12 protein-coding genes are annotated in these 13,358 nt (G+C 46.9%); 5 read left to right on the forward strand and 7 right to left on the reverse strand.

Annotated elements, in window-relative coordinates:
* Positions 1-2: 2 nt before the first annotated feature.
* A complete protein-coding gene (locus C8U37_RS09945; RefSeq protein ID WP_108033085.1) occupies positions 3-1,133 on the reverse strand; it encodes a GerMN domain-containing protein in 1,131 nt (376 codons plus the stop codon).
* An 87-nt stretch (positions 1,134-1,220) separates the two neighbouring features.
* Here C8U37_RS09945 and C8U37_RS09955 point away from each other — a divergent pair, with 87 nt between their 5' ends.
* Positions 1,221-2,204, forward strand: coding sequence for a DUF438 domain-containing protein (locus C8U37_RS09955; RefSeq protein ID WP_245879816.1), 984 nt, complete (start codon positions 1,221-1,223; stop codon positions 2,202-2,204).
* A 354-nt stretch (positions 2,205-2,558) separates the two neighbouring features.
* Here C8U37_RS09955 and treC read toward each other — a convergent pair whose 3' ends face one another.
* From treC to rpmH, 6 genes are all read right to left on the reverse strand, one after another.
* Positions 2,559-4,214 carry an alpha,alpha-phosphotrehalase gene (gene treC, locus C8U37_RS09965; RefSeq protein ID WP_108033089.1) on the reverse strand — a complete coding sequence of 552 codons (1,656 nt, stop codon included), beginning with the start codon at positions 4,212-4,214 and terminating at the stop codon, positions 2,559-2,561.
* A 79-nt stretch (positions 4,215-4,293) separates the two neighbouring features.
* Complete coding sequence (gene treP / locus C8U37_RS09970) at positions 4,294-5,739, reverse strand: PTS system trehalose-specific EIIBC component (protein ID WP_108033090.1); 1,446 nt, start codon at positions 5,737-5,739, stop codon at positions 4,294-4,296.
* Positions 5,740-5,955: 216 nt separating this feature from the next.
* Positions 5,956-6,771 carry an RNA-binding cell elongation regulator Jag/EloR gene (gene jag, locus C8U37_RS09975; RefSeq protein ID WP_108033091.1) on the reverse strand — a complete coding sequence of 272 codons (816 nt, stop codon included), beginning with the start codon at positions 6,769-6,771 and terminating at the stop codon, positions 5,956-5,958.
* Positions 6,772-6,806: 35 nt separating this feature from the next.
* Positions 6,807-7,637 carry a membrane protein insertase YidC gene (gene yidC, locus C8U37_RS09980; protein WP_108033092.1) on the reverse strand — a complete coding sequence of 277 codons (831 nt, stop codon included), beginning with the start codon at positions 7,635-7,637 and terminating at the stop codon, positions 6,807-6,809.
* Positions 7,638-7,672: 35 nt separating this feature from the next.
* Positions 7,673-8,017: a ribonuclease P protein component gene (gene rnpA / locus C8U37_RS09985; protein WP_108033093.1), complete on the reverse strand. Its 345-nt coding sequence runs from the start codon at positions 8,015-8,017 to the stop codon at positions 7,673-7,675.
* A gap of 227 nt (positions 8,018-8,244) precedes the next feature.
* Entirely contained in the window at positions 8,245-8,379 is a 135-nt protein-coding gene (rpmH, locus tag C8U37_RS09990) for a 50S ribosomal protein L34 (protein WP_072763781.1), read from the reverse strand.
* A 570-nt stretch (positions 8,380-8,949) separates the two neighbouring features.
* Between rpmH and dnaA the strand changes: the two genes are divergently transcribed.
* From dnaA to recF, 4 genes are all read left to right on the forward strand, one after another.
* Entirely contained in the window at positions 8,950-10,281 is a 1,332-nt protein-coding gene (dnaA, locus tag C8U37_RS09995; RefSeq protein ID WP_068562126.1) for a chromosomal replication initiator protein DnaA, read from the forward strand.
* Positions 10,282-10,458: 177 nt separating this feature from the next.
* Positions 10,459-11,610 (forward strand): DNA polymerase III subunit beta, encoded by a 1,152-nt coding sequence (gene dnaN / locus C8U37_RS10000; RefSeq protein ID WP_108033094.1) that lies wholly within the window; start codon positions 10,459-10,461, stop codon positions 11,608-11,610.
* Positions 11,611-11,973: 363 nt separating this feature from the next.
* Positions 11,974-12,240, forward strand: a complete 267-nt coding sequence (yaaA, locus tag C8U37_RS10005) for a S4 domain-containing protein YaaA (RefSeq protein WP_068562139.1) — start codon at positions 11,974-11,976, stop codon at positions 12,238-12,240.
* Complete coding sequence (recF, locus tag C8U37_RS10010; RefSeq protein ID WP_086628716.1) at positions 12,237-13,358, forward strand: DNA replication/repair protein RecF; 1,122 nt, start codon at positions 12,237-12,239, stop codon at positions 13,356-13,358. Before yaaA ends, recF begins: the two co-directional genes overlap by 4 nt.

Consider the following 13,358-nt stretch of genomic DNA (forward strand, 5'->3'; position numbering starts at 1 on the left):
GATCACTCATTGACATTCGTATAATCAACGGTGAAATAGGCCCCCTCGGCCATCAGGATATGCCCTGATTCATATGGGTTTCCGGCCACGGTAAGGTAGACTTCCTGCACACCGTAATATTCCCCGATCGTATTGACGACACCCTGCAAAATCAGGGATTCAGCCGATGTCCCGGCATTCATCTCAGAAACGAATTCCTGCGAGAAGTCCACATAGACACGCCCATCGTCACTCAAGGACAAGCTGTTGATGGAGACATTCGGTCCGATCAGACTTCCCCCTGGTGCATCCGGCACGTTCTTCAACGCCTCCGCCAGAATGGTGCGAGTGATGTCATTGGTCGCATAGGATAAGGAAACACTTGTTGCATCCAATCCCATCAGATCGCTGTCCGGATAGAAAACGCGCAACTGTTGCGTTTCCGGAACGTTCTCATTGCGGGCTTCCAGACTGGAAGAGACAATCATATCATCCCCAAGATCCGTCACCCGTTTCACCAAGCCCATATCCCTTACGTAGTAGTCTTTGGTAGTGGAAGTTTCATAGGTCGTCGTCACTTCAAGCGCTTCGAAATTGCCCATTGGCGTTTCGATCTGTGACGTCAGATTCGTGATTTCGGAAGGGACTCCGCTCGCATTCACCCAACTGTTCCCGACTTCCAAAGGCTCCTTCAACAGAATATCCAACTGGTTTGCTGCATCGCCGCTTGCTGTTTTTTCCAGCATATTTTCCCTGAAATAGGTTTCCGGACGCGTGAATACTTCTCTGAGTTCCCCATCAGCCAGTTCCAATACCGTCACAATCTGCGTGCCTCCGTTGTTGGAAGTGATCTGCATCCGGTTGCCTTCGATATATTGCGGGTAGATCGTGAAGGAAGCGTATTCATTCCCTTCACCCAAATATTTGGTGAACACGGATGCGCTGAACGGATAATAAGCCTCAATTGTCGCTGCGTCTGCAGGTTCGGAAGAGGACGAGGAAGCCGAGCCGCTGTCTGTTGAACTGGACACGGAAGAAGACACACTGTTGACACCTGAAGAATCGGATGAGGCATCAGAGCCTCCAAAGAGACTGCAAGAAGCTAATAGGGGCACCAATAACGCTACCATCAGGTTCGAAACTTTCTTTCTCATATATTCTCCCACCTTCTGCCTTAGTTGTCTTCATTATATCACAACCGCTTTCTAAGGCATTGCCCTAACTATCGCTGCAACGCACGAATGCTGTGGCACTATCCAGCTTGTTTCAAGTATAATGAAGCCAGCACAAAACTAAAAGAAACATTTCACGGGCGTCAGCGTCTACGAGATTTCCGTCATGGAGCAAGGCTTGATGGGCAAAGGGATAGACGCCGAAGACATCCAACGCCTCTGCAACGTGCACGCCTCGCTCTTCGGCGGATCGGCGAATTCGATAAGCATTATGCCCGCAAAGAATACGCCATCTTCCCGATCATGGAGAACCAAGGCATCACGGCTCCGCCGAAAGTCATGTGGGGTGTCGACGACGATATCCGCTCCATGTATAAGGACTTGAAGAACCTGCTGCAAAAAGAGGATTTCGACGCAATTCCGAAAGCCTTCTCCGACCTGAAATACGAAATGACGGAAATGATCACGAAGGAAGAAGACATCCTCCTGCCGATGATCATCGATATCTTCAACGAAGACCACTGGCTGCAGATCGCCAAGGAATCTGAAGAAATCGGCTACTGCATCGTCAAACCGGAAGCAAAATGGGTGCCGGAACGTTCCCTTCCTGAAGATGTTTCACATGAAACACTGGAGTCGGAAGCGAATCCCTACATCAATTTCCAAACCGGGTATCTGACGCCGCACCAATTGGAAAAGATGCTGAACAACATCCCTTTGGAATTGACTTTTGTGGATGCGGACAATATCGTGCGCTACTACAATGACAACGGCGAAGAAAAATTCTTCAAGCGCACCAGCAGCGCGATCGGCCGCGATGTCATGAACTGCCATCCGCCTAAGAGCCTGCCGATCGTCACGAAACTGCTCGCCGACCTGAAATCGGGCGCGAAAGAAAGCGAATCGATGTGGTTCCGCGCGATGGGCAAATTCATCCTGGTCACCTATCGCGCCGTCAGGGATGACGACGGCAGCTATATGGGAACCCTTGAATATGTGCAGGACATCCAACCGATCCTCGATCTTGATGGCGAAAAACGCACCCTGTCCTAAACCATCGTTCCGGAAATGACTACCGAAAACAAAATAAATGCAAGCTGTCTCTTTTTGAGGCAGCTTTTTTCGTCGGCAAGGAACTTACTGTCTGTTTGTCGGCCGCTCGCTCTCTCCATTCGCCTCAATTTTCCCCATCCTCCGGCGAGCTGAGGCCCCGCCGGAGTTCGGCCACATTCTATTCTGCCTACTCCGACGAGGGCAGCTTCGCCGGAGTAGGCGCCACTGACCACTGGTGTCTTCCTGTGAACGCACGCTTCACCGGAACTGAGAAGGGATTTTACTGCTCTCCTCCGGTCAGCCGGCAGCGAATCCAACAGAAGGGCCATCCCCAAAAGGAGACGGCCCTTCTGTTTATTTGGTTATCCTGAAAGCGATGGTTTCGTACGGCTTCAGCGTGAAGGACGGCGCAAGCTGTCTTTCCCCGTAGTTGCCGGCCAGGAAACTGCTGGCCTTGTTCACCCATTCTTCCGGTATGCTGATCGTGTAATCGCCGGCATAGAAATGGTTCAGGACAAGCACTTTTTCCTCCTCGTTCTCACGGATGTAGGCAAACACTTCGGGATCGTCCAAGCGGATGCCCTCGTAGGAACCATCCGCAATGACCGCATGCTCTTTGCGGATACGGATCAACTCTTGGTAGTAACGGAAAATTTTGCCTTCCGCACGTTCCTTTTCGACGTTCACTTCCGGATAATTGGCCGCCACCTGCAGCCAAGGTTCGCCTGTCGTAAATCCGGCGTGCAGGCTGTTGTCCCATTGCATCGGCGTCCGGCTGTTGTCGCGGGATTTTTTTTTGATGATGTGCATGGCCTCTTGATGCGTCAACCCGGCAAGTTTCAGATCGCGGTAGGCATTATGCGATTCGATATCCCTATAAACGCTGATGTCGTCATAATCCGGATTCGTCATGCCGATTTCCTCGCCTTGGTAGATGTAAGGTGTGCCCCGCAGCAGATGGATCGTTTGCGCCAGCATGGAGGCTGTCTCGAAAGGATACCGCTGCGGATCGCCGAAGCGGCTGTTGGCGCGCGGCTGATCATGATTGTTCCAGAACAGTGCGTTCCAGCCGTTCCCGTCCGACATTCCCGCCTGCCACTCATTCAGAATCCGCTTCAGTTCAAGAAAATCGAAGGGATGATCCGTCCATTTTTCACCATCTTTGTAGTCGACCTTCAAATGGTGGAAGCTGAAGATCATCGACAATTCGTTCCTGTCCGGATTCGAATAAAGGATTCCGTTTTCGACAGTGGTCGAAGACATCTCACCGACTGTAATGATGTCCTCCAGCGTACCGAACGATGCCTGATTCAGCTCGTGGATATAGTCATGAACAATCGGACGATCCGTGTACAGGCTCTTTTCGTTGCTCCCTTGACTGTCGACCAATGCGACATCCTTGCCGATAAGGTTCAGCACATCGAAACGGAAACCCTTGATGCCCTTTTCCAACCAGAAATTGACGACTTTCTGCAGTTCCTGGCGCACTTTCGGATTGCGCCAATTCAGATCCGCCTGCGTGACGTCGAACAGATGCAGGTAGTACTTGCCGGTGTCCCCGAATGGCGCCCATGCCTCCCCGCCGAATTTCGAACCCCAATTGGTAGGCAGGCTGCCGTCCTCTTTCGGATCGCGGATGATGTAATAATCCTGGTACTCTTTGTCACCGGCCAACGCTTTCTGGAACCACTCATGCGTAGTCGACGTATGGTTGAATACCATGTCGAACATGATTTCGATGCCATGCTGCTTCAGCTTGCTGACCAGTTCTTCAAAATCCGCCATCGTGCCGAAAACAGGATCGATGGCGTAATAATCAGTGATGTCATACCCATTGTCCATTTGCGGGGATACGAAGATCGGATTCATCCAGATCATATCGATGCCCAGTTCCGCCAAATAAGGCACTTTGCTGATGATCCCTTGGATATCACCGATGCCGTTGCCGTCGGAGTCCTTGAATGATTTTGGATAAAGCTGATAGATCACTTTTTTTTGAATGTCTTTCATTGTAATACCCCCTGTCTTCTCACTATGACTGAAGGCAAAAAGCTTCACTAACAGCTTTTTGCCTCCGGTAATTCATTTTTTACTTTTGCGTTTGGATAACCGGTGCATCCTCGACATCCCCTTTGGGAGCGAAAAGTTGTTTCTTGTCGAACACAATCGTCAACAGGAACGGTACGACGATCGCGATGGCCATACATACGATGAACATCGCCATCGAATCGGTCTGGATGCTCAAGAAACCAGGAATCCCGCCGACTCCGATACTGTTCGCCATGACGTTGAAGGTCGTAGCCACCAAACCGGCGATCCCGGATCCGATCATCGCTGCAACGAACGGATAGATGTATTTGATGTTGATACCGAACATGGCAGGCTCAGTTACGCCCAAGTAACAGGAAATCGCGGCCGGTATGGAAACCTGCTCCTCTTTCTCATTGCCTCTGTGCAGGAAGATGATCGCCATTACCGCCGAACCTTGTGCGATGTTCGAAAGGGCGATCATCGGCCACAAGTTCGTGCCGCCGAAATCGGCGATAAGCTGCAGATCGATGGCATTGGACATATGGTGAAGCCCCGTGATGACGAGCGGCGAATACAGCGTACCGAAGAACAGACCGAACAACCATCTGAAGTCCCCTGTCAATCCGGCATAGACGACTTCTGAAACCCATTGTCCGATCGTCCAACCGATAGGACCCAGCACGGTATGCGCGATTATGACAGTGGGAACCAAGGCCAACAGCGGAACAACAATCATCGAAATGTATTGCGGAACCCATTTACGCAGCCAGATTTCCAAGTAGGCCAGCACAAACCCAGCCAACATGGCAGGAATGACTTGCGCTTGATAACCGATCTTGTTGATCGTGAAAGCACCGAAATCCCAGAATGGAATCTCTGTTGCGCCAGCGACACCATAAGCATTCAATAATTGCGGTGAGACCAATGTGATACCGAGAACGATACCCAGAATTTGCGTAGTGCCCATCTTTTTCGTGATGCTCCAAGTGATGCCGACTGGCAAGAAGTGGAAAATCGCTTCACCGATCAGCCAAAGGAAATCATTGACGCCTGTCCAGAACTGCGAATTGGAAACGATCGTGCCGTTGGCGAAATTGATTCCTTCAAGTACGTTGCGGAACCCGAGGATAAGCCCCCCTACTACGATGGCCGGAATCAGCGGCGTAAAAATTTCCGCCAGCACAGCCATGGCACGTTGGACAACATTCTGATTCTGCTTGGCTGCCGCTTTTGCCTCATCTTTTGAGACGCCCTCTTTGCCGGATACCTTCGCGAACTCGTTATAAAATTGTGGCACTTCATTACCGATGATGACCTGAAATTGTCCTGCTTGGGTGAAGGTTCCTTTTACTGCGGGTATGTCTTCGATCTTCTTGATGTTAGCGGCAGCGGGGTCATTCAGGACGAAACGCATCCGAGTGGCACAGTGACTGACTGCAGAAATATTATCGGGGCCACCGATATACTCCAGCAAATCTTTTGCATCTTTGTTGAAATCTACCATTTTTTCTCCTCCTCAACTTGTATATACATGTTCCTGACATTTATATTTTACCGCGGATGTTTTTATATTGCAAGCGTTTTCCATCCGCTGTTTTTTTACTTGTATAGACAAGTTTCTTGTTTTCCGTATTTTATGAAGCATTAACAAGCTGGACAACATAACAAAAAAACCTTCACCGGGAATCAAACTCCCTGGTGAAGGTTTTTGGATGTACGATTACTCCGCTATCTCAACAACCAAATAACGATGCGGCTCTTTGCCCTCGGAATGGGTTTTGATGCGTTTGTTCTGGCTCAAGCGCGCATGGATCTGTTTTCTTTCAAAAGCAGGCAGCGGCTCAAGGAACACGGGCTGTTTCGTTTTGATGACGCGTTCCGCAGTACGGTCGGCGATGCTTTCCAATACGGCAGCTCTGCGCTCACGGTAGTCACCGACATTCACGATTACGGACAGGCGGCGACGCACATAGCGTTGCACCAGCGCTTGCGCCAATATTTGGAGAGCATTGACGATTTTTCCGTATTTGCCGATCAATAACCCTGGCTTTTCGCTTTCCATTTGGAAAATCAGCATATTGTTCTTCTCTTCGACCGTCACGATCGCAGGAGCCCCGTATGCTTCAGCTACCGAAGTAAGATACTCGGTCACTGCGGCAATCGCTTCATCGCGGCCAGATTCTTCATCATAATCTTCGGCTTCTTCATCCTCATCGGAAGAAATCAGTCTATCGATTTCAGGTTGATCAGCCAATATCTTTTCCGCAGTTTCCGGATAATCCTCTTCAAGATCTTCTACGATATCTTCGACTGTCTCTTCGATTTCAGCTAACTGGATATCGCCTGCTTCATCAAAGTCCCTGATTTCTTTGCGCGTGATTTCCACGACTGCTTCTTTTTGCCCGAATCCAAAAATCCCTTTTTTGCCTTCAGAGATTACGACGATATCGGCTTCATGGCTATCGACTCCCAACAAATCCAGACCTTTGCGAATCGCTTTATCAACGGTCGTATCTTTCGCAATTACTTTATCCATAATAGAATGTCATCCTTTCCTACTTCAAAGTCTAACTAGTTTTTCTTTTTCTTTTTAGGATTTTGAGCTTTCTTCAATGCTTTTTCGCGCGCTTTTATTTGCGCTTCGGCTTCTTGGCGCTCGCGGATGGCCTTATACGGATTGTTCAGCAACATCGTCTGGCCGACCGAGAAGGCATTGCTCGCTACCCAGTACAACGACAGGGCACTCGGGAAGTTGATACCCATCATCAAAATCATGATCGGCATCGTGTACGTCATCGATTTTGTCGCAGAATTCGCTTCTGCCTGCGACATCATCGTCAACTTGCTTGTGGCATACGTCAGTATCGCGGCCACTACCGGCAAAATGAAGAATGGATCGCGTTCTCCCAGGTTCATCCATAGGAAGCTGCCGCTCTTCAAAATTTCAGTTCGGCTGATCGCTTGGTACAATGCCATCAATACAGGCATCTGAACCAAAACAGGCAAACAGCCCATGTAAGGATTCACATCGTTATCGGCATACAGTTTGGAAACTTCCTTCTGCAGATGTTCCTGCGTTTCGCGATCTTTGGAGGCATATTTTGCCTGCAGCGCTTTTATCTGCGGTTGAACAGCCGACATTTTTTTCGTGCTCTTCGTCTGGAAATGATTCAGCGGCAACAGGATAACCTTGATGAGGATCGTGAAGGCAATGATTCCTAGACCATAATTTCTGAAAAACAGATCGGACAACCACACGATCATATTGGAGAAATTAAAGACAACATAACGGTCCCAAAAACCGGTACTATCCGAGGTGATAGGCTCCGTCCCACATGCTGACAGGACCATCATAACAGCAAACAAGCTGAGTGTAAAAAGTAATCGCTTACGCTTTGACAAGAGAATTCCTCCTTAATAGGAATAAGATAGTTTATTTATTTGTTTGTTAAAAGGTTCGAAAGCTTAAGGACATGGGTCAGACTCTTCTTGACTTCCGCAGCTGACATTTCAGCTACCGGTTTGCGCGCGATCACGATGAAGTCAACATCCTGAACCAAATCTGCCTTCAATTCCGTGAGTGCCTGGCGGATTTTTCTTTTGACGGCATTCCGCACCACGGCATTGCCGATTTTTTTACCTACGGACAAACCGACCCGAAAATGCGGTTGTCCCTTTTTATCGATCACATAGATCACGAATTGGCGATTCGCTTTGGACACACCATTATGAAATACTTTCTGAAATTCTTTTTCTTTCTTAACACGAAAAGATTTCCTCATGTTTCTTCCCTCAAATCTGCAATCATAACATGCAAAAAAAAATCTCCCCCAAATGGAGAAAAACAGAAAAATTTCTCTCTCCGTTATCATCACAAATATGAACCCAATCCCGAGGCATTGCTGCTTTCGGTTCTGTTGGACACATTTGTCATACTCTCCATTTAAGAAAGACATTTTTGCATTTTTCGAAATACTTAAAAAAAAAGACCACTGAAACGGTCAGTGATCTATGCAGAGATAACTTTTCTGCCTTTAGCGCGTCTTCTTGCTAATACTCTACGGCCGTTTTTTGTGCTCATACGTTTACGGAAACCATGAACGGATTGACGGTGACGTTTTTTAGGTTGGTATGTTCTTTTCATTGATCTTTACACCTCCTGATAAACTATCCTTCAAATAGGTTATATTTCACTGTTTAGACAGTCCATTAACATTATAAAGAGACAGAATGTGACCTGTCAAGTAAAATTGGTTCATTTTATTGAACTCACTGAGATATAATAGCACAAAACATCGAAAGATAAAACACCTTTCTTGAAAAAAATGTGATTCTCATCAAAATAAAATTATCCACAACCTTTTTTTTAATACACAATACCACGGGATAACTCCTTCAGCCTCCTTGATTGCTCACACCTTCGAATCGATTTATCCACATACCTACAACGTGTGTATTTCTTTAGAAAACCCACCCACCAAACCTGTGGATAAATGTACCAAACACTGTAACAATCGACGTTTTAAAATAACGAAATTCCACAAACGACCGTGGACAACTGCTTCGCACGCAAGCTTTGTCCACACCCTCCCTGAACCTGTGGACAACTATTTATGCACCGGTTAATTGTTTTATTCACAGATGAAAAGAGTTGTGGAAAACTTTTTGATATAATGCTAAAATAAAAAGGACTCACTAAAAGGAGGTGTCCCATTTGGATGACATCTATTCATTATGGCGTTATCTGCAAGAAAAATTTCAAGAATCACTGTCCAAAGTCAGCTACGATACTTGGATAGACAGCGCAGTCCCGGTCCGACTGACTGATACGAATATCATCATTGAAGTTCCCTCTTCTTTACATAAAGATTATTGGCAAAATAATTTGATGAGCAGAATTGTCGAAGGTATCTACGAATTCAGCGGCAAAGAACTGACTCCCATTTTTATGATCAAGAATGAGGAAATGCCTGATATTGCAAAACCGACCATCAAACGCACCAACAACAATCGTCTCTTCAAGGATGCCCAACTGAACAGCAAGTATACCTTTGACACCTTTGTTATAGGAAAAGGAAACCAGATGGCTCATGCTGCCGCCCTCGTCGTGGCGGAGGAACCCGGCACAATCTACAACCCGCTCTTCTTCTATGGAGGCGTCGGCTTAGGCAAGACCCATTTGATGCACGCCATCGGCCATCAAATGCTGCAGTTGCGACCGACCGCCAGAGTAAAGTATGTCAGCAGCGAGACATTCGCCAATGATTTCATCAATTCCATCCAGAATCGGACACAGGAGCAATTCCGCAACGAATACCGCAGCGTCGACTTATTGATGGTCGATGATATCCAATTTTTTGCCGACAAAGAAGGAACACAGGAAGAGTTCTTCCATACTTTCAATGCGCTTTACGATGAGCGCAAACAGATCGTGCTGACGAGCGATCGCTTGCCGAACGAAATCCCTAAACTGCAGGAACGGCTCGTCTCGCGTTTTGCTTGGGGCTTATCGGTTGATATCACGCCGCCCGATCTGGAGACACGCATCGCCATTCTGCGTAAAAAAGCCAACAGCGAGCGCTTGGAAATTCCCGATGACACCCTCAGCTATATCGCTGGGCAGATAGATTCCAACATCAGGGAACTGGAAGGCGCCCTCGTCCGGGTTCAAGCCTATTCAGCGATACAAGGGACCGACATCACCACCAGTCTGGCAGCGGACGCCCTGAAGAGCATCATGCCTTCAGAAAAACCAAAAGCCTTATCCATCTATGCCATCCAGCAAGCGGTCGGGAAATATTATCATGTGACCGTCGAGGAATTGAAAGGCAAGAAGCGCACCAAGGGAATCGTAGTGCCAAGACAAATCGCCATGTATCTTTCCCGGGTGATGACGGACAATTCCTTGCCGAAAATAGGTTCGGAATTTGGCGGTAAGGATCACACAACCGTGATTCACGCCCATGACAAGATTGCCCTTTCCGTAAAAAAAGACCCTGTCCTGCAACGCGAAATCGAGACGATCCAAAACAGTCTGAAAAAGTGATCCGCTCGCGCGTTGTGGATAAGTGAATAAATAAGACGGCATTTACGAACACGTTATCCACAAGTGGAAAACCATTTGTTTTGTCAGCTTCTTTCACTTATCCACAGTATGAACAGGCCCTACTACTATTACTAATATTATTTAATTTATATGAATAACCATCGGAGGTCCCTTATTATGAAATTTTCCATTAATCGTCAGGTTTTGATCAAACACTTATCTGACGTACAAAGAGCTATTTCCAGCAGAACGACAATCCCTATTTTGACAGGGGTTAAAATCAGTGCTGACGAAAATGGGATCGTATTGAGCGGAAGCGACTCGGATATTTCCATCGAAACGCTGATCCCTGTGTCGGAAGAGAATAATCAGATCGAAATCCACACACAAGGCGGCATTGTCCTGCCGGCTCGTTTCTTCAGCGAAATCGTAAAAAAATTAGCTGATGAAAAAATCACGATTGAAGTCAAAGATCATTTCCAGACAAACATCACTTCTGCAAAAGCATCTTTTACAATCAACGGAATCGATGTAAACAACTATCCGAATTTCCCGGTCATCGATTCGAATGAAGTTATCACCTTGCCGACTGCTTTATTCAAACAAGTGATCCAGCATACGGTAATCGCAACGTCGACCCAGGAAAGCCGTCCCATCTTGACTGGGGTGAACATGACCATCCAAAATGGGAAATTGACAGCTGTCGCTACGGACAGCCATCGTTTAAGCCAGCGCATCATCTCGATCGCGGCTCCGGAATCACAGCTGGAAAAAACTTACAATGTCATCATTCCCGGAAAAAGCTTGGTGGAACTCTCACGGATCGTTGAGAACCAACCGACAATCGAAATGATGATCACGGAGAACCAAGTCCTTTTTAAAGCCGAAAATGTTTATTTCTACTCGCGCTTGCTGGAAGGCTATTATCCTGATACAAACCGGTTGATTCCGGCCAGCTCCAGCACACAGATCGTCCTGAATGCGTATGATTTGCTGCAGGCTACCGACCGTGCCTCCCTGCTTTCGCATGAAGGAAAAAACAACGTCGTCAAACTGTCCATCGACGCAAACAAAGTCGAATTATCTGGAAACTCTCCTGAAGTCGGCAATGTGGAAGAATCCTTGGCTTATGAGTCCGCCAGTGGCGATCCGCTGATCATTTCCTTCAATCCTGATTACATGAAGGATGCGCTGCGCACATTCGGCCAACAGGATGTACAAGTCAATTTCACTTCGGCTGTACGGCCATTCACGGTCGTGCCCGCAGATCGTGAAGACGATAACGATAATTCGTTCATCCAATTGATCACGCCTGTAAGGACCTATTGATTCGATAGATATAGTCAAAAAAGCAAGGAGACGATCCAATCGTTTCCTTGTTTTTTGCTTATCCAAAAATGAAAACGCTAGGACCAGACATTTTCCCCATAGGAAGAAAGTCTGCATCCGCTCCATTTGTTCGTCTAAAGATAAAATGACCGAAAAACGCGAATTTTAAATTTATAAGCCTATAGACGCTTTCGTTTGGATATAGCTAATTTGTATTGTTTTCGAAAAAAATTGAAATAAGGGCCTTTTTTTTCGCGAAAATTTGAAATTGATCAAAAAAAATAGTATAATAAACATATTAATTAGCATTGTTGCGTGGATTTTATTTTCCACGCTTATTTTATTGGAAAATAGGTGAATTTCTTGAAGAATATTGTGAATATTGATGCAGAGTTCATTACTCTTGGTCAACTACTGAAACATGTCAATCTGATTTCCAGCGGCGGTATGGCCAAATGGTTCCTTTCAGAATATGTGGTGTATGTAGACAACGAAAAAGAAGACCGCAGAGGCCGCAAATTATTTCCCGGTACGATGATCGACATCCCTGGTGAAGGAACTTTCTTCATCCAGTCAACAAAATCGGATAAAGAAGAGGCTGAGCAAGACAACAGTGAGTCCGAAGCATGATCCTGAAAGAAGTGACGCTGCAAAATTTTCGGAATTATCCGTCTCTTTCCGTGTCCTTTTCAGATGGCATCAATGTGTTTTTGGGTGAGAATGCGCAAGGCAAAACCAATCTCATGGAAGCAATCTATGCATTGGCTTTGGCAAGGAGTCCGCGCACGTCAAACGAAAAAGAAATGATTCGTTGGCAAGAAGATTCCGCCAAGATAACCGGCAAAATCCAAAAAAGGGTTTCTACGTTCCCTTTGGAAATCATTTTTTCCAAAAAAGGCAAGATTGCCAAAGTCAATCACCTGGAACAAAAAAAACTGAGCCAATACATCGGCCAACTGAACGTCGTGCTGTTCGCCCCGGAAGACCTGAATTTAGTCAAGGGCGCACCCGCCAACCGGAGAAAATTCCTGGATATGGAGCTGGGCCAGATGAATCCGGTCTATCTGCATGATCTTGTGCAATATCAGCGGATACTGAAGCAACGGAATCTTTATTTGAAGCAGTTGGTGACCGGCAAAGCCAAGGATGAAGTCTATTTGGATGTGCTGACTGAACAATTGGCTATTTTGGGTGCTGATCTGTTGGTCTACCGTCTGCAGTTCATCAAAAAATTGGAAGCCTGGGCCCAACCGCTGCACAAAGAGATTTCTTTGGAGCGGGAAGAACTGACGATCGCCTACAAGTCCAATATCGAGTTGTCTGATGAGATGGATAAAGACGCTCTTTTTTTGAAGCTGATGGAAGCGTTCCGCCAAGGGAAAAGCCGGGAAAGAGATCAGGCTGTCACCCTTTTCGGTCCGCACCGCGATGACCTGATTTTTCAGGTGAACGGGCGCAATGTCCAAAACTACGGCTCTCAAGGGCAGCAAAGAACGACTGTCCTCAGTCTCAAATTGGCGGAGATCGAATGCATGAATGAGGTCCTGGGGGAGTATCCGATCCTGTTGCTGGATGATGTCCTGTCAGAATTGGATGATGAACGCCAGACCCATCTGCTGAAAGCGATCGAGAAGAAGGTCCAGACCTTTTTGACGACAACCAGTTTGGATGGCATAAAAAAGAATAAGATAGACGAACCGACTATCTACCATATTAAAAACGGTGAAGTAGAAATGGAAGGTGTGTAA

Source organism: Trichococcus patagoniensis, from assembly GCF_003051085.1.
In the GTDB taxonomy this organism is placed as follows: Bacteria; Bacillota; Bacilli; order Lactobacillales; family Aerococcaceae; genus Trichococcus; species Trichococcus patagoniensis.

Coding starts and splice junctions, on each gene's coding strand:
- C8U37_RS09945 (WP_108033085.1), bottom strand. CDS start 1,133: ATGAGAAAGAAAGTTTCGAACCTGATGGTAGCGTTATTGGTGCCCCTA.
- C8U37_RS09955 (WP_245879816.1), top strand. CDS start 1,221: ATGCTGTGGCACTATCCAGCTTGTTTCAAGTATAATGAAGCCAGCACA.
- treC (WP_108033089.1), bottom strand. CDS start 4,214: ATGAAAGACATTCAAAAAAAAGTGATCTATCAGCTTTATCCAAAATCA.
- treP (WP_108033090.1), bottom strand. CDS start 5,739: ATGGTAGATTTCAACAAAGATGCAAAAGATTTGCTGGAGTATATCGGT.
- jag (WP_108033091.1), bottom strand. CDS start 6,771: ATGGATAAAGTAATTGCGAAAGATACGACCGTTGATAAAGCGATTCGC.
- rnpA (WP_108033093.1), bottom strand. CDS start 8,017: ATGAGGAAATCTTTTCGTGTTAAGAAAGAAAAAGAATTTCAGAAAGTA.
- rpmH (WP_072763781.1), bottom strand. CDS start 8,379: ATGAAAAGAACATACCAACCTAAAAAACGTCACCGTCAATCCGTTCAT.
- dnaN (WP_108033094.1), top strand. CDS start 10,459: ATGAAATTTTCCATTAATCGTCAGGTTTTGATCAAACACTTATCTGAC.
- recF (WP_086628716.1), top strand. CDS start 12,237: ATGATCCTGAAAGAAGTGACGCTGCAAAATTTTCGGAATTATCCGTCT.